General features: G+C 69.6%; 12 protein-coding genes. 8 read left to right on the top strand and 4 right to left on the bottom strand.

All coding sequences use genetic code 11. From position 1 onward, the window contains the following. Positions 1 to 18 precede the first annotated feature (18 nt). Together yihA and RMP06_RS10760 are read left to right on the top strand one after the other, a co-directional pair. Positions 19 to 771 (top strand): ribosome biogenesis GTP-binding protein YihA/YsxC, encoded by a 753-nt coding sequence (gene yihA, locus RMP06_RS10765; protein ID WP_310461777.1) that lies wholly within the window; start codon positions 19 to 21, stop codon positions 769 to 771. Next, complete coding sequence (locus RMP06_RS10760; protein ID WP_310461776.1) at positions 755 to 1,804, top strand: LacI family DNA-binding transcriptional regulator; 1,050 nt, start codon at positions 755 to 757, stop codon at positions 1,802 to 1,804. Before yihA ends, RMP06_RS10760 begins: the two co-directional genes overlap by 17 nt. Here RMP06_RS10760 and RMP06_RS10755 read toward each other — a convergent pair whose 3' ends face one another. Beyond that, positions 1,805 to 4,123 carry a patatin-like phospholipase family protein gene (locus RMP06_RS10755; protein ID WP_310461775.1) on the bottom strand — a complete coding sequence of 773 codons (2,319 nt, stop codon included), beginning with the start codon at positions 4,121 to 4,123 and terminating at the stop codon, positions 1,805 to 1,807. It abuts the gene before it with no gap. A 37-nt stretch (positions 4,124 to 4,160) separates the two neighbouring features. On the opposite strand from RMP06_RS10755, the gene RMP06_RS10750 reads away from it, so the two are divergent. The 6 genes from RMP06_RS10750 (at position 4,161) to RMP06_RS10725 (ending at position 12,279) form a co-directional block, all read left to right on the top strand. Further along, positions 4,161 to 5,399: an NAD(P)/FAD-dependent oxidoreductase gene (locus RMP06_RS10750; RefSeq protein WP_310461774.1), complete on the top strand. Its 1,239-nt coding sequence runs from the start codon at positions 4,161 to 4,163 to the stop codon at positions 5,397 to 5,399. Positions 5,400 to 5,521: 122 nt separating this feature from the next. Beyond that, the gene (locus RMP06_RS10745) at positions 5,522 to 7,822 is read left to right on the top strand and encodes a putative bifunctional diguanylate cyclase/phosphodiesterase (RefSeq protein ID WP_310461773.1); all 2,301 of its coding nucleotides are present in this window, start codon (positions 5,522 to 5,524) and stop codon (positions 7,820 to 7,822) included. Between the two features lie 51 nt (positions 7,823 to 7,873). Then, positions 7,874 to 8,626: a class II glutamine amidotransferase gene (locus RMP06_RS10740; protein ID WP_310461772.1), complete on the top strand. Its 753-nt coding sequence runs from the start codon at positions 7,874 to 7,876 to the stop codon at positions 8,624 to 8,626. After that, a complete protein-coding gene (locus RMP06_RS10735; RefSeq protein ID WP_310461771.1) occupies positions 8,626 to 9,564 on the top strand; it encodes an ABC transporter permease in 939 nt (312 codons plus the stop codon). The genes RMP06_RS10740 and RMP06_RS10735 overlap by 1 nt, the downstream gene beginning before the upstream one ends. Positions 9,565 to 9,575: 11 nt before the next feature. Next, positions 9,576 to 10,625, top strand: a complete 1,050-nt coding sequence (locus RMP06_RS10730; protein WP_310461843.1) for an ABC transporter permease — start codon at positions 9,576 to 9,578, stop codon at positions 10,623 to 10,625. Positions 10,626 to 10,629: 4 nt separating this feature from the next. Next, positions 10,630 to 12,279, top strand: a complete 1,650-nt coding sequence (locus RMP06_RS10725; protein ID WP_310461770.1) for an ABC transporter ATP-binding protein — start codon at positions 10,630 to 10,632, stop codon at positions 12,277 to 12,279. A gap of 695 nt (positions 12,280 to 12,974) precedes the next feature. Here the strand turns inward: RMP06_RS10725 and RMP06_RS10720 are convergent. Genes RMP06_RS10720 through add form a run of 3 tightly spaced genes read right to left on the bottom strand, consistent with a single transcriptional unit; the run spans position 12,975 to position 15,864 of the window. After that, positions 12,975 to 13,889, bottom strand: a complete 915-nt coding sequence (locus RMP06_RS10720) for a pseudouridine-5'-phosphate glycosidase (RefSeq protein WP_310461769.1) — start codon at positions 13,887 to 13,889, stop codon at positions 12,975 to 12,977. Positions 13,890 to 13,900: 11 nt separating this feature from the next. Then, positions 13,901 to 14,836, bottom strand: coding sequence for a carbohydrate kinase family protein (locus RMP06_RS10715; RefSeq protein WP_310461768.1), 936 nt, complete (start codon positions 14,834 to 14,836; stop codon positions 13,901 to 13,903). Further along, entirely contained in the window at positions 14,833 to 15,864 is a 1,032-nt protein-coding gene (gene add / locus RMP06_RS10710) for an adenosine deaminase (RefSeq protein WP_310461767.1), read from the bottom strand. Before add ends, RMP06_RS10715 begins: the two co-directional genes overlap by 4 nt. Between the last annotated feature and the right edge of the window lie 102 nt (positions 15,865 to 15,966).

Below are 15,966 nucleotides of genomic sequence, written 5' to 3'. Positions count from 1 at the left end.
AAGATTTTACAATGGCGAATGATCACCCCCCCACTTGCCCCTCTCGTCGGTGGCGCCGATGCCACGCGAACCGCCCTCGCCTGGACCCACACGGCCCGCTTTCTGACCACCGCGAGCCGTCTGGACCAGCTTCCGGCGCACGAATTGCCCGAGATCGCCTTCGTCGGCCGGTCCAACGCGGGCAAGTCCACCGCCATCAACACGCTGGCCCAGCAACGACAGCTGGCCTATGCCTCCAAGACCCCCGGCCGCACGCAGCACATCAACCTGTTCGAGGTCGGCCCGAAGGAGGCGCCGCAAGCGTACTGGGCCGACCTGCCCGGCTACGGCTACGCGGCGGTGGCCAAGGCCGCCAAGGCACGTTGGCAGGAGGTGATGGCCGATTACCTGCGCGTGCGGCGCAACCTGTCGTGCGTGGTGCAGATGGTGGATTCGCGCCACGGCTTCACGGACCTGGACCGGCAGTTGCTGGAGTTCGTCGCACCGCGGCTGGCCAATGGCGAAGTGCGGCTGCTGGTGCTGCTGACCAAGGCCGACAAGCTCAACCGCAACGAAGCCGCCGACTCGCTGCGCAAGGCGCAGGCGGTGCTGACCGCGCTGGCCACGGACCAATCCGACCTCCGCATCACGCTGTTCTCGTCGCTCAAGCGCCAGGGCGTGGGCGAGGTGGCGGAGATCCTGCATGGCTGGATGGTCCCGACCGACGCACCTGTGCCCGTGCCCGACCCGGCCCCCACCACCGACACCCCGGACCATGACCCCATCGCCTGACCCAGCGCCCGCCGAGCGCCCCGAACGCCAGCGCCTGCAGATGGCCGACATCGCCCGCATTGCCGGGGTGTCGGTTGCCACGGTGTCGCGGGCGCTCAACGGCAGCCCGGAGGTCAGCGCCGCGACGCGCCAGCGCATCTCCGAGCTGGCACGCTCGCTGAACTACACCATCAACATCGGCGCCAAGAACCTGCGACTGCGCCACAACAGGACGGTGGCGGTGGTGATTCCGTACGACCGGCGCGCGCGCCAGCATGTCTCGGACCCGTTTTTCCTGGCCATGCTCGGCAGCCTGGCCGACGCGCTGACCGACCGCGGCTTCGACATGCTGGTGTCGCGGGTGGACGCGGACCGGCTGGAACTCACCTCGCAGGCGTGGGACACCGGCACCGCGATGGGCGTGATCCTGATTGGCCAGTGGCACAGCCACGAGCAGATCAACCAGATGGCCGAGCGTGGCGTGCCGCTGGTGGTGTGGGGTGCGCAGATTCCCGTGCAGCGCTATTGCTCGGTTGGCGGCGACAACGCCACCGGTGGCTCGCTGGCCACGCAGCACCTGCTGGAACGCGGCTGCCAGCGCATCGTCTTCATGGGGGATCCGGAGCTGCCCGAAGTGGCCCAGCGCCTGCGCGGCCATCGGCAGGCACTGGCAGAAGCCGGGCTGGCCGCCGTGCCGGCGCTGGAACTGCATACCCCCTTCGATGCCAGCCAGGCGCGTGCCGACCTGTCGCGGCTGATCGAGTCCGGCACGGCCTTCGATGCGGTGTTCGCCTGCTCGGACGTGCTGGCGATGGCGGTGGTGCAGGTGCTGCGCGCACATGGCAAGGACGTGCCGCGCGATGTGGCCGTGGTCGGCTACGACGACATCGAGTGGGCCAGCCACGCCTACCCACCGCTGACCACCGTGCGCCAGCCGGTGGCGGTCGCCGGGGTCGAGATCGTCAACGCGCTGCTCGACATCGTGGCCGGCGAGGTGGTGCCGCCGCGCACGCTCGCGGTCGAGCTGGTGGTGCGGCGCAGTTCCCTGCGCTGATCAGGGCCGACCGAGCATCAGATACACGCCGGCCCGGCCCCGCGGCGCCCAGGTCAGCCCCAGGTACATCGGACCCAGCCCCGTGTCAGCGCCCAGGAAAGCACTGCCCCCCCAGCGCAGATCGCGCAGGCTGACCGCACGCGACGAGATCCACGCATTGCCCGCCTCCAGCGTGGCGCCCGCGAACACGCCGCGGGTCAGCACCGGCTGGCGGTTGAGCCGCAGCATCCAGGTCAGGCGCCCGAGCAGTGCGTCGTTGCCGGCGAGCTGGTCGATCTCATAGCCCGAGAGGTTGTGGAAGCCGCCCAGGGTGTAGTGCCCGACCTGTCCGATGGCCTCGCGCTGGCGGGCATGCCGCAGCCGCAGCGTGGTCTCCACCGTCTGGCGACCCCGGCTGGCGACCTGCGTCACATCGGCCTCGATGCGGTGGAAGGCGGCGCTGCTGGCGCCGTCCGCCGAACCACTGAGCCAACGGCGACCGGCCTGCACGCCCAGCTTCATGCGCCAGCCCTGGCGTGGAAAACTCGCGTGGTCAAGCTGGTCGATCACCAGCCCGCTGCGCAACGCCCATTCGCGGCTGCGGCCGGCCGCGAGGCTGGCGGCATCGGCGGTGCCCGCGGTGATTTCCGGATCCAGGCTCAGCACGTCGCGCACCACGCCCACGCGCCACTCGCCCAGGTCGCTCAGCGGCTGACCCAGGTCGACCCCCATCCGCACCTGTCCGCGCACCTGCCGGCCCAGCACCGTGAGCGAACGTGCGCTCTGGTCGGGCTGCAGCGGCTGGTAGGTGGTCAGGCGGCGGCGCTCGATCTCGCCCCAGCCAGCGACAAACCAGTCGCTCGCCGGACCGCTGCCGGCGCCGAGCGGCACGTACAGCTCGCTGAACCAGCGCGGCACCGAGCCGATCTGGGCCCGGTTGCGCCACTCGCTGCCGCTGTCGTCTAGCCAGTGGCGGTTGTGGCTGAGCTTGACGTTGAACTCGCCACGGCCGGCGAAGTCGCTCTGAACGTCCAGCCCGAGCCGGAAATAGTGCGGCCCCCAGGGCTTCTCCTCCACGCGGTAGACCAGCCCGGTACCGGCCGGCAGGTCTTCGACGCGGTAGTCCACATGCAGGTAATCGCCACTGGCGGCCAGCGTGCGGCTGTCGCGCTCGGCGCGTTCGACCGAGAAGGGCTGGCCGGGCTGGACGGTCAGCACGCCACGCAGCCGCTCCGGCTCGGTGATGTCCTGGCCCTCGAAGCGCACGGAGGCGATGGCCTGCGGCGGATCGTCCGGCCGGGCCTGGGCACGGCGCATCGCCTGCCAGTCGGCGTCGCCCAGACGAAGGGCCGCGAGTTGCGGCAGCAGCCCGAGGGTGTGCTGCTCACCAGCGGCGACCAGATCCACGGCACGGTCGAAGTCGCCGGAGGTGAGACGGCCCAGCGGCGGCGCGACCAGCACGTCGCGCGCCGGGTCCAGCGTGGCGATCGAGCGCTGCACGTTCTGCTCGGTGAGGATGTTGACCATCTGCGAAGTCAGCCCGAGCACGGTGCCCAGGCTGTCGCGCCCGGCCAGCGGCGTGCCGATGTTGACGGCGATGACCAGGTCCACGCCCATCGCCCGCACGACGTCCACCGGCAGGTTGTTGACCAGCCCGCCGTCGCCGAGGATGCGGTGGTCGACCTCGGTCGGCGGGAACACGCCCGGCACCGACATGCTCGCCCGCAGTGCCTGCGCCAGATCGCCCTGGCGGAAGATCACCGCCTCGCCGGATTCCATGTCGGTCGCCACCGCACGGAAGGGGATGGGCAGCGCGTCGAAGCTCGGCAGCTGCCGCACCGGCAACGTGTAGCGGCGCAGCAGCAGCTCCAGCCCCCGGCTCGACACGGAGCCCAGCGGCAGCATCAGCTCGCCGGTGACACGGCTCAGGCCGACTTCCAGCGCGGGCGAGATCTCGAAATCCTCTTCCTTGCGGCGCTCGCTCAGGGTCTCGCGGGGCAGGCGGTTGGCGAACAGCGTGGTCCAGTCCAGCGCCAGCAGCTCGCGCTCCAGGTCGTCGGCACGCAGGCCGCTGGCGTAGAGGCCGCCGATGATCGCGCCCATCGAGGTGCCGGCGATGGCGTCGATGGGGATGTGCGCGCGCTCCAGCACCTTGAGCACACCCACATGCGCCAGCCCGCGCGCCCCGCCGCCCGACAGCACCAGGCCGATGCGCGGACGGCCCAGCGTGGGGCCGACCTCGACGGTGACCAGCTCCGCAGCCACTGCCGCCCCGGGAGGCGTGAGCAGACCCATGACCACGGCAAAGCTGAACAACAGGGAGGAGCACGGACCACGCATGGCGCGGATTGTGCCGCCCGATCCTAGAATTCGCGCCATGACGCTACCCGCCCCCCTGCCCGCTCCGGTTCCTGTCGGTGAACTGCCCCCTGCCTGCGACGTGCTGGTCATCGGCGCCGGCCCGTCCGGCAGCGCCTGCGCGGCCACGCTGGCCGCGGCCGGCTGGTCGGTGTGCCTGATCGACCAGCACGACTTTCCGCGCGAAAAGATCTGCGGCGACGGCCTGATCCCGGATGCCCATGCCGCGCTGCGGCGGCTGGGCGTGCTCGACGAGGTGATGGCGCACGCCGAACACGTCGGCCATGTGCGCTGCGTGGCGCCGCGCGGCGGGCAGGTCGATGTGCCGGGCACGCTGGCCGTGCTGCCGCGCCGGGTGCTGGATTTCCTGCTGGTGCGGCACGCGCAGCGCCAGGGCGTGCGGCTGGTGACCCCGGTGAAGTTCGACGCGGTGATCGAAGAGGACGGGCGTGTCGTCGGTGCCCGCTTGCGCCAGGGCGAGGCGCGGCCTGAAGTGCGCGCGCGCTGGGTGGTGCTGGCGACAGGCGCCGGCGTGCAGCCGCTGGTCGCCACGGGCCTGTGCACGCGCCGCACGCCCAGCGGCATCGCGCTGCGCGGCTATGTGCGCAACCCGTCGCTGGCGGGCCGACAGACGACGATGGACGTGGTGTGGGACAAGGCGCTGCGGCCGGGCTACGGCTGGATCTTCCCGTGCGGCGATGACACCTACAACATCGGCGTGGGCGCCTTCTTCCGCCAGGGACAGGCCGCGGACGCCAACCTGCGCCAGATGTTCGACGACTTCACCCGCGTCTACGCCCCGGCGCGGGCGCTGATGGACGGCGGCACGCTCCAGGGCGATCTCAAGGGCGCCCCGCTGCGCTGCACGCTGGATGGCGCCGAGAGCGGACGGCCCGGCCTGCTCGCCACCGGCGAGACGCTGGGCTCGACCTACGATTTCACCGGCGAAGGCATCGGGAAGGCCCTCGAAACCGGGCTGATGGCCGCCGATGTGCTCTTGAAGGGTGCTCGCGATGGGCTGGATGAAGCCGCGGTGCGGCGGCTTTACGACACGCAGCTCGCCACGCTGCGGCCCAAGTTCGCGCTTTACGAAAAGGCCAACAGCGTCAACCGCCACCCCTGGCTGGCCGATCTGGTGATCTGGCGCGCCCGCCACAGCGCCTCGCTGCTGCTGCGCATGAGTGGCGTACTCGACGAGACCTCGAATCCCGGACACCTGCTGTCGGTGCGCGGGCTGTTCCGGCTGTTGACGCACTGAGTGCCCTCCAGGCGGAGCGCTTCAGTCGGGCAGCGCACTGCCGATAGCGTTCGCAGGCGCCACCCTTCCCTGGCGCCGCCCCGATGCTGCGCCTGCCCGCCCCATTTGCCAAAACCTCGTCCGTGTCGACCTCTTCGGGGTCGGGCATGGACGCGGCCGAGGCATGGGACCAGACTCTGCTGCTGACCCACTACCAGCACACGCCGCAGGCCGTCGTCTCTGGCATGGCCCTGTCGGCCCTGACCGCCTACGTGCTGTGGAATGCGGCGCCGCAGCAGATGCTGCTGACATGGCTGGTGGTGGTCGAGACACTGATGGGCTTGCGCCTGCTGGTGGCCCGGTATTTTCTGCATGGAGGCGGCCGCACGTGCTGGTCGATGCTGCACTGGCGCGTGGTCACACACGTGCAGACGTTTACGAGCGGCTTGGGATGGGGTTCACTGGGTCTGTTCTATGGCGTGATCGACGAACCGGTGACACGCACTGCAGTGATGATGACCTTGATGGGGGCCTGTGCGGGCAGCGCGGCACTGATCGGCGCGCTCCGAGGAACACTGCTCACCTTCGGCGTGTTGGCCATGGGGCCACTGATCGGCGTGCTGCTGACCCACGGCGCACTGGTCCAGACCTACATGGGCGTGGCATTGGTCTATTACGTCTACATGGTCATGGTCAAGGGCCCCTCCCGGATCAGCCTCGCGATGGCAGCACAGCACGCCGATCGCTGCGACCGTGACCGCCTGGTCGCCCGGCTGGAAGACGCCGAACGGGTCGGCCAGATGGGTCACCTGATCTGGCAACAGGCGTCGAAGCTCTCCACGTTGTCCGCCGAGGCACAACGCCAGCTCGGCTTTGACGGTCCGACCGTCACCGAGGCCCGCCAGATCTGGAACCGTGTCATCGATCAGGACCGCGAGCGCGTGGTCCAGCTCTCCTCGCAGGCCGTGGCGCGGGGTGACCTTGAGCTGCGCTTCGACACCACGATCCACGGTCCCTTCGGCCTGCGCGACCTGCGGGTGGTGCAGCGCTTCGACTACGACCCGCAGGGGCAGATCGTCCAGACGATGACCACCACCCAGGACATCACCGAGCTGAAGACCACCCAGCGCGAGCTGCATACGCTGGCTTTCGAGGACGTGCTGACCGGGTTGGTCAACCGCGCCGGCTTCACGCAGCGGCTCCATGAGCGTCCGGTCCAGGCGGTGCTGATGCTGGACCTGGACCACTTCAAGTACGTCAACGACACGCTCGGTCACGCCACCGGGGACCGCCTGCTGGTGATGATGGCGCAGCGCCTGGGCACCTGCCTGCGCAGCCAGGACACGGTCGCGCGGCTCGGCGGCGACGAGTTCGCCGTGCTGATCCACGATGCGGTGGACCTTGAACAGCTCGACCGCATCGCACGCCGGCTGGTCGAGGCACTCTCGGCGCCCTGCCGCATCGACGACCACGACATCTTCGTCTCGGCCAGTGTTGGCATCGCGGTGCGGGGCTGCGGGGGTGAGGCCCTCGCCGCCACCGACCCTGACACGCTGATGCAGCAGGCCGATACCGCGCTGTTCGCCGCCAAGGCGAGCGGGCGCTCGCGCCACCAGTTCCATTCCGAGGACCTCAGCCAGCGCACCCGCGATCGGGTCTCGATGGAGGCCGATCTGCGCCGCGGTCTCTCCGATCGGCAGTTCAGCGTCCATTTCCAGCCCAAGGTGGCGCTGGTCGACGGCCGCATCGTCGGCGCCGAGGCCCTGCTGCGGTGGAACCACCCGGTGCGCGGTAACGTCTCGCCCGAGGACTTCATCCCGGTCGCCGAGGACAGCGGCCTGATCGTGGCCATCGGGGCCTGGGTACTGCGCGACGCCTGCGCGGCGGCGGCCGAGTGGAACCGCGCGCGGGCGCCGGGCGAGCCGCCGCTGTGCATCGCAGTCAACCTCTCGCCGCGCCAATTCCTCAACCACGACCTGATCGGCACCGTCACTACCGCACTGGCACGCACCGGCTGCCGCGCCGAGTGGATCGAGCTGGAGATCACCGAGCGGCTGCTCCTTGACGAACGCGGCCAGGCAGGAGAGACGCTGGACGGCCTGCGCGCCATGGGCCTGACGCTGGCCATCGACGACTTCGGCACCGGCCACTCGGCGCTGAGCTACCTGACCAAGTACCCGATCAGCACGCTGAAGATCGACAAGTCCTTCATGCGCGACATCACCACGCGCACCGACCAGGCCGGTGTGGTGCGCGCCATCATCTCGATGGGACACAGCCTGCAGCTGGGGCTGGTCGCCGAAGGCGTCGAGACCACGGAGCAGGCCAATTTCCTGCGCGAACAGGGCTGCGAGCTGGCGCAGGGCTGGCTCTTCGGGCGCCCGATGCCACGCAGCGAGTTCACCGCCCTGCTGAAACAGCACACGCGGACACTGCCGGCGTGACCGCCAGCGCCAGCGCCAACGCCGCCAAGCGGCGTGGTAGTGTCTCGCCCCATGTGTCAGCTCCTCGGACTCAACGCCAACACCCCGACCGATCTGGTCTTCAGCTTCACCGGTTTCGCCCACCGCGCCGCCGAGCACAAGGACGGCTTCGGCATCGCCTTCTTCGAGGGACCGGGCGTGCGGCTGTTCGTGGACCACCAGAGCGCCGCCGAATCCCCCGTGGCCGAGATGGTTCGCCGCTACCCGATCCGCAGCCGCCACATCGTCACCCACATCCGCAAGGCCACCCAGGGCAGCGTCGCGCTGGAAAACACCCACCCCTTCATGCGCGAGTTGTGGGGCCGCTACTGGGTCTTCGCGCACAACGGCAACTTGGTGAACTTTCATCCCAAGCTGCACGCGAACTTCCATCCGGTGGGTGACACCGACAGCGAGCGCGCCTTCTGCTGGCTGCTGCAGGAACTGGCCAAGAACCACGCCCGCATGCCCAGCATCCCCGACCTGACGCAGACCCTGGCCGAGCTGACCCCGGCCATCGCCCGCCACGGCACTTTCAACTTCCTGCTCAGCCAGGGCGAGGCACTCTGGGCGCACTGCTCGACGAAGCTGCACTACGTGTTGCGCCGCCACCCCTTCGCCGCCGCGCAGCTGCAGGACGCCGACCTGACCGTGGACTTCGCCGACCTGACGACGCCGCAGGACCGCGTCGCCATCGTCGTCACCGAACCCCTCACCTGCAACGAGGACTGGGTTGCCCTGCAACCGGGCGAGCTGGCCGTGTTTGTCGATGGAGACCGACTCTGATGGGTGCCTACCTGATCCGCCGCCTCTGGCAGATGGTGCCGACGCTCGTCGGCGTCGTGCTGCTGGTGTTCTTCCTGTTCAAGTCCTTCGGGGGGGATCCGGCCGAGATCCTCGCTGGCCTGAACGCCTCCACCGCGCAGGTGGACCAGATCCGCGAGCAGCTCGGCCTGAACAAGCCGGTCTGGGAGCAGCTCTGGATCTTCGTGCAGCAGATCCTGCGCTTCGACTGGGGCAAGAGCTGGGCGACCAACGAATCGGTGTCCAGCCTGTTCGCCTCGCGGCTGCCGGCGACGCTGACGGTGATGACGCCGATCCTGGTGCTGGACGCCGTGCTGGCGATCCCGTTCGCGCTGGCGGTGGCGGCGGTGCGCGGCTCGCTGACCGACCGGGCGATCATGGTCGTGACGACGGTGGCACTGTCGATCAGCTTCCTCGTCTACGTCATCGTCGGGCAGTGGCTGTTCGCGTTCCAGCTCGGCTGGTTTCCGGTGCAGGGCTGGACCCGCAGCGTCTGGACCAACCTCACCACCTACGCACCGCTGCCGGTGCTGCTGGCGGTGATGGTCGGGATCTCGCCGCAGATGCGCCTGTACCGCAGCTTCTTCCTCGACGAGATCGGCCACGACTACGTCCGCACCGCACGCGCCAAGGGCCTGAGCGAACCGGCGGTCCTGCTCAAGCACGTCCTGCGCAACGCGCTGATTCCGATCCTCACCAATGTCTCGATGCAGTTGCCCGGCATCTTCATCGGCTCCTTCCTGATCGAGGTGTTCTTCTCGATTCCCGGCCTGGGGCGCGAGGTGTGGATGGCGGTCAACCGCAGCGACTATCCCGTCATCCAGGCGGTGACGGTCTATCTGGCGGTGATCACGATGGTCATCAACCTGCTCACGGACCTGCTCTACAAGGCGGTCGACCCCCGGGTGACGCTGAAATGAAGGCCGTGACGATGATGATGGCGTCCCACACACGCTCCGAAGGCGTCTGGTCTCTGGCCTGGAAGCGGCTGCAAGGCGACCGGGTCGGGCTGGTGTCGATGGCGGTGGTGGGACTGTTCGTGCTCCTGCTGCTGGCGGCGGCCAGCGGGCTGGTGGCGGCGAACTGGCAGGTCGAACGCGGCGTCTCCTACGCACCTCCCACGCTGCTCGGCCCCGCGCCGGAATTCGCCGCGATGCCCGGCATGGCCGCATCCGCTGCATCCGGCCCCGTGCAGCCGCTGCTCGACCTGACCTCGGTGGACCCGCTCGCCCCACGCTACGCCGAGTGGGACGCCGCCACCCAAAAGCAGTCGATCGAGACCACGGCCCAGTCGCCCACCCTGCCCTTCGGCGGCGACCGGCTGGGCCGCAGCGTGCTCGACAAGGCGATCAAGGGCTCGCAGATCTCGATCCTGGTCGGCGTGCTGGCCGCCGTGGTCGCGGCGGTGATCGGCACGGTGCTGGGGGCCTTCGGCGGCTTCTTCGGCGGGCGTGTGGGTGACCTGCTGGAGTGGGTCTACAACGTCTTCACCTCCATCCCCGGCATCCTGCTGATCCTCGCCTTCGCGGCGGTGTTCGGACGCGGCGTCACCAGCGTGGTGCTCATCCTCGGCCTCACGGGCTGGACCGGCATCTACCGGCTGGTGCGCGCCGAGTTCATGAAACACGCCGGCCGCGACTACGTGCGCGCCGCCGAGGCGATCGGCGCCAGTCCGCTGCAGCGCATGTTCCGCCACATCCTGCCCAACGTCAGCCACATCGTGCTGGTGCAGCTCTCGATCCACGTCGTCGGTTTCATCAAGTACGAGGTGATCCTGTCCTACCTGGGCCTGGGCGTGAGCGTCGACCAGGTGAGCTGGGGCACGATGCTGGCCGAGGCGCAGAGCGAGCTGATCCTGGGCTACTGGTGGCAGCTGGCCACCGCGACCGCGTTCATGGCAGTGTTCGTGACGGCGTTTTCGCTGATGACGGACACGCTGCGCGACGCACTCGACCCGAAGCTGCGCGGGCTGGAGGATTGATGCGATGAAAAATCCCGCCACATTGCTGCGCATCGACGACCTGCGGGTGCGCTTTCGCCTCGGACGCGAGCAGGGCCAGCTCCGCTGGGGCCGCGCTGTCGGTGACACGGCGGGCGGTGTCAGCTTCGACATCCCCGAGAACACCACCGTCGCCCTGGTCGGCGAATCCGGCTCGGGCAAGAGCGTCACGGCGATGTCGATCGTGAACCTGCTGCCCGATAACGCCGAACGCACCGGCCGCATCCTGTTCGACGGCCGCGATCTGCTGCAGGCCACGCCCGCAGAGGTGCGCGCGCTGCGTGGCAGCGCCATCGCCTGCGTGTTCCAGGATCCGATGGGCTCGCTCAACCCGGTCTTCACCGTCGGCGCCCAGATCGCCGAGCCGCTGCGGCTGCACCTCGGCCTGGGCCGCCGCGCCGCGCTGGCCCGCGCGGAAGAACTGCTGGCGGAAGTCGGCCTGCCCGAGCCGAAACGGCGCCTGTCCGCCTATCCGCACGAGCTGTCCGGCGGGCAGCAGCAGCGCGTGATGATCGCGATGGCGCTGGCCTGCGAACCGCGCCTGCTGATCGCCGACGAGCCGACCACCGCGCTGGACGTCACCGTGCAGCGCCAGATTCTGGAGCTGCTGGCGCGGATCAAGACCGCACGGCGCATGAGCATGCTGTTCATCAGCCACGACCTGGGTGTCGTCGGGGAGATTGCGGATCAGGTGGTGGTGCTGCGCGACGGCCAGATCCGCGAGAGCGGTCCGGTCGCCGCCATCTTCACCGCGCCGCAGGACGCCTACACGCGCGCGCTGCTGGACAGCCGGCCGCGTCTGGACGACCCGCTCCCCGCCCGATCACGCGACGCAGACGCACCGGTGCTGATCGAGGCACGCGGGCTGTGCAAGTCCTTCCCGATCCGTGCAGGGCTGTTCCGCCGGCGCGACTTCCAGGCGGTGCAGGACGTGAGCTTCACGCTGCGGCGCGGGCACACGCTGGGCGTGGTCGGCGAGTCCGGCTCGGGCAAGACGACGATGGGGCTGACGCTGCTGCGGCTGCATCAGGCGACGGCCGGCCAGGTGCTGTTCGAGGGCCGTGACCTGTTCGCCCTGCAGGGGCCGGAGCGGCAAGCGCTGCGCCGGCGCATCCAGATCGTGTTCCAGAACCCGTATGCGTCGCTGAATCCCCGCTTCACCATCGGCCAGACGCTGCTGGAGCCGATGCAGATCCACCAGATCGGCGCCGACGACACGGCGCGCGAAGCCCGGGCGCTGGCGCTGCTGGAGCGTGTCGGGCTGGATGCAACGGCGTTTGGCAAGTATCCGCACGAGTTCTCCGGCGGCCAGCGCCAGCGCATCGCCATCGCGCGGGCGCTGACGCTGTCGCCGGAGGTGCTGGTGCTCGACGAGGCGGTGTCGGCACTGGACGTGTCGGTGCAGGCCCAGGTGCTCCAACTGCTGCGGGAACTGCAGGACGAACTCGGACTGGCCTACGTCTTCATCAGCCACGACCTGGCGGTGGTGCGCAGCATGGCCGACGAGGTGCTGGTGATGCAGGACGGCCGCGTGGTCGAGCGCGCCGACGCACAGGTGCTGCTCGCCGCGCCGCGCGAGGACTACACGCGCCGGCTGCTGGGGGCGATTCCGCGGGGCTACGTCGCCGCGCAATAGCGATTCCATCCACCCCCTGTTCAGGGGATATGCAAGCACACGGTCTTGCGAAGATCTCGGCACTGAACCACGAACTCGCCGTTGCCGAGCACTGCCATGAAACCTCGCTGGACCGACTGGCTGGCCGCCGCCGCCATTGCCTTCACTCTGAGCGCCGGGGCCGCGACGACCCTGGTCGACGACCTGCCGCGGATCGCGCAAAACCGCTGAGCAGGGGTCAAACGCGATACCCGTGAGTACCGACCGTGTACTAGTGCGCGCGCACTCGATCCGGCTTGCAACAGGATGGAAAAGCCTGCACCGACTCCGTTTACGCTGATCGCTCGACTTGCCCACCCCGCAGTGCCCTGCACAACCGGAGACTGTCATGAAGTTTCGCTGGTCCGAATGGCTCACCGCCGCAGCGCTCGTCCTGGCCTTCAGCGCCTTTGCCGGCGCGGAAGCCGCTGAACAGGTGTCGGTCGAGACCGAAGCACACTGACTGACCGAACCGTGCACTGTGTCGCGACGCTGAAGATGACAATCTCGCCGCACCGGTTCATCATCGAATCTTCTCGTGTGACTCCTCCTCAGAGAAGCCTTAGGGACTGAGTTCAGTCTCAAGTCCCAGGGAGGCGGGCGTTCCGGGCTTTTGAGAGCGAGCCCCCGGAGTCCCGTCCCGCCTCCCTTCTTTTTTCCCCCAACCAGATTCCTTGTCAGACCTGCGCCAGAGCCATGGCCAGATCGGCCCCCACCTGCGCGTTGTGCTTCACCAGCGCGATGTTGGTGACCAGACTGCGGCCCTCCGTCAGCTCCTTGATGCGCGCCAGCAGGAACGGTGTCACCCGCTTGCCACTGACACCCTGCGCCGCCGCCTCGTCCAGCGCCTGGCGGGTGATGGCCTCGATCTCGACCGGCGGGATCTCGTGCGCCAAGGGCACCGGGTTGCTGAACACCACGCCGCCGCCCAGCCCCAGCGCCCATTTGGTCCGGACGAAACGCGCCTGATCGGCTGGCGCGTCGATCCGGAAATCGCACGGCAGCCCGCTGTCGCGGCTGTAGAACGCCGCGAACCGGTCCTGCCCCACGCCGACCACCGGCACGCCGTGCGTCTCCAGATACTCCAGCGTCAGCGGCAAATCCAGCACCGACTTCGCCCCCGCGCAGACCACTGCCACTGGCGTGCGGGCGAGTTCCTGCAGGTCGGCGGAGATGTCGAAGCTCTCGGGCGCGCCGCGGTGGACCCCGCCAATGCCCCCGGTCACGAACACCTCGATGCCCGCCCGCGCCGCGCAGACCATCGTCGCCGCCACCGTCGTCGCCCCTGCCCGGCCCATGGCCACGGCATACGGCAGGTCGCGGCGGCTGAGTTTCATCACGTCGCCATCGCTGGCCAGCCGTTCGAGCTGGTCGTCCGACAGCCCGATGCAGATCTGGCCGTCGAGCACGGCGATCGTGGCGGGCGTGGCGCCACGGGCGCGGATGATCGCTTCGACCTCGCGGGCGGTCTGCACGTTCTGCGGGTACGGCATGCCGTGGGCAATGATGGTGGACTCCAGCGCGACGATCGGGCGGCCGGCGTCGCGGGCGGCCTGCACCTCGGCAGAGAAACGCATCAGGGGATCGGACATCGGGGTTCCTTTCAGAAGGGAATCGGGGGAAATCGTTCGGTGTCAGGCACGACGGTCTCGGCGCTCTGGACCGTCAGCGCCGCCCGTCCCAGTGCGTGCACGCAGGTGCGTGACCAGCCTTGCTCGGCCACCGCGCCCGTCCAGAGTCCGTGGCACAGCCCGGCAGCCAGCGCATCACCGGCCCCGGTCACATCGACCACGGCCTCAGGTGGCACAGACGGCGCGGCAAGGCAGACCAGTTCGCCTGCCGCCGTGGTGTGGCAGAGCCCGGCCTCGCCCAGCGTGACGACCACATCGCGCACACCCGCTGTCCGCAGGCGTGCCACGCCGTCGGCGAGTGCGTCGGTGTCGGCCCACGCAGCGAGTTCCCCGCGGTTGAGCACCAGCAGGCGCACCCCATGCAGCCGCGGCGGCAGGCGGGCCATCTTGGCTTCGGACACGGCGACCAGCACCAGCGGCGGTGCAGCCGCCTCGGCCGCCGCCGTCACCAGCACGGCCAAGGTTGCCGCCGGCAGGTTCAGATCGGCCACCACCAGGGCCGCGCCACGGCACACGTCCGCGTGCTGCGCCAGCCAGTCCGGCGTGAGCTGCTCGCACAGGTCCATGTGGGCGAGCGCAACAAAGAGGCTGCCATCGGTGTCCAGCACGGCGGTGTAGCTGCCGGTGAGCGCACCGTCGATGGACTGCACCGCGTGAACGTCGATGCCCGCGTGTGCCGCACCGTCCAGCAGCGCGCGGCCAGCGGCGTCCTGTCCCACCGCGGAGAGCAGTTGCACCGGGACGCCGCAGCGGGCGAGGTTTTCCGCGACATTGCGGGCAACGCCGCCGAAGGTCTCGCGGGCCGTGGCCGGGTTGGAGCTGCCCGGCCGCATTGGCGCCGCCACACGCAGCTTGCGGTCCACGTTGGCGCCGCCGAGGCAAACAACGGAGCGTGTCCCCACCGTCATGCCGCGTCGATCCGCGCCAGCGCGGCAGACTTGAGCGCGTCCCCAAGGAAAGACGCCTGCACCGCCGCGCGCTGCTGCTGCATCAGCGTGTCCACGGTCAGGCCCTGGTGGACTTGCAGCGCGGCCAGCTCGCCACTGAGCGTCACCTGCGAGATCAGCCGGTTGTCCGTCGAGCACGACAGGTTCAAGCCCGCTGCGGTCATCGCGCCAAACGGGTGCGCGGCCAGGCTCGCTGCCGCCCCAGTGTGGACATTGCTGGACGGACAGACCTCGAAATGCACCCCCGACGCCCGCGCCTGCTCGACCCAGACCGGGTGGTCCATCACCCGCACGCCGTGCCCGATGCGGGTCGCGCCAAGGCGGATGGCCTCGATGACGCGGTGGCCGTCGTCCGCCTCGCCCGCGTGGCAGGTCAGGCCGAGGCCGGCGTCGTTCGCCAGATGCAGCGCCTCGCGGTGGCGCGTTGGCGGAAAGCCCCGTTCAGCGCCGGCCAGGTCGAAGCCGACCACGCCGCGGTCGGCGTAGCGCCCGGCCATCCGCGCCGCCGACGCGGTGCGCGCAGGATCGTTCATCCGCATCGCACAGACGATCAGCCCGCACGGCAGCGCACTGCGCGCCAGCCCCGCCAGCAGCGCCTCGATCGCCGCTTCCGGGCGCAGGCCGAGCGGCGCGAACAGGCTCGGCGCCATGCGGAACTCGGCCAGCACGCAGCCGTCCGCCAAGGCGTCCTCGGCCGCCTCGAAGGCCACGCGCTCGCACGCCGCCGCGCTGGCCATCGCGCCCACCGTCAGCGCGAAGCCGGCCAGATAGCGCTCCAGGCTGCCCGTGTGGGCGTTGGCCGCGAACCAGTCGCCCAGCGCATCGGCGGTGTCGGCCGGCGGTTTCAGGCCGCGGGCGCGGCACAGGTCGAGCAGCGTCTGCGGGCGCAGGCCGCCGTCCAGGTGCTCGTGCAGCAGCACCTTGGGCCGGACCGACCACGCAGCCGCATCGAGTGGCGGGCATGGGTTCTGCTTGTTGCTGGCTGACATGAACCGCCCCGGCTAGGGAAAACATGAATCGCCCGCCCGATTCGGCGAACGTTAGGATGTTGTCGATCGAACGGGAAGCAAACGTTTGCGCACCACCCGAAC

It is taken from the genome of Sphaerotilus sp. (genome assembly GCF_031429695.1).
Classification (GTDB): domain Bacteria; phylum Pseudomonadota; class Gammaproteobacteria; order Burkholderiales; family Burkholderiaceae_C; genus Sphaerotilus.
This window is presented reverse-complemented; position numbering and strand designations above follow the sequence as displayed.

Excerpts from the sequence above, each read along its gene's own strand:
- yihA (WP_310461777.1), top strand. The coding sequence starts at position 19 with ATGATCACCCCCCCACTTGCCCCTCTCGTCGGTGGCGCCGATGCCACG.
- RMP06_RS10715 (WP_310461768.1), bottom strand. The coding sequence starts at position 14,836 with ATGACGGTGGGGACACGCTCCGTTGTTTGCCTCGGCGGCGCCAACGTG.
- RMP06_RS10760 (WP_310461776.1), top strand. The coding sequence starts at position 755 with ATGACCCCATCGCCTGACCCAGCGCCCGCCGAGCGCCCCGAACGCCAG.
- RMP06_RS10725 (WP_310461770.1), top strand. The coding sequence starts at position 10,630 with ATGAAAAATCCCGCCACATTGCTGCGCATCGACGACCTGCGGGTGCGC.
- RMP06_RS10740 (WP_310461772.1), top strand. The coding sequence starts at position 7,874 with ATGTGTCAGCTCCTCGGACTCAACGCCAACACCCCGACCGATCTGGTC.
- RMP06_RS10735 (WP_310461771.1), top strand. The coding sequence starts at position 8,626 with ATGGGTGCCTACCTGATCCGCCGCCTCTGGCAGATGGTGCCGACGCTC.
- RMP06_RS10730 (WP_310461843.1), top strand. The coding sequence starts at position 9,576 with ATGATGATGGCGTCCCACACACGCTCCGAAGGCGTCTGGTCTCTGGCC.
- RMP06_RS10755 (WP_310461775.1), bottom strand. The coding sequence starts at position 4,123 with ATGCGTGGTCCGTGCTCCTCCCTGTTGTTCAGCTTTGCCGTGGTCATG.
- RMP06_RS10720 (WP_310461769.1), bottom strand. The coding sequence starts at position 13,889 with ATGTCCGATCCCCTGATGCGTTTCTCTGCCGAGGTGCAGGCCGCCCGC.
- add (WP_310461767.1), bottom strand. The coding sequence starts at position 15,864 with ATGTCAGCCAGCAACAAGCAGAACCCATGCCCGCCACTCGATGCGGCT.
- RMP06_RS10750 (WP_310461774.1), top strand. The coding sequence starts at position 4,161 with ATGACGCTACCCGCCCCCCTGCCCGCTCCGGTTCCTGTCGGTGAACTG.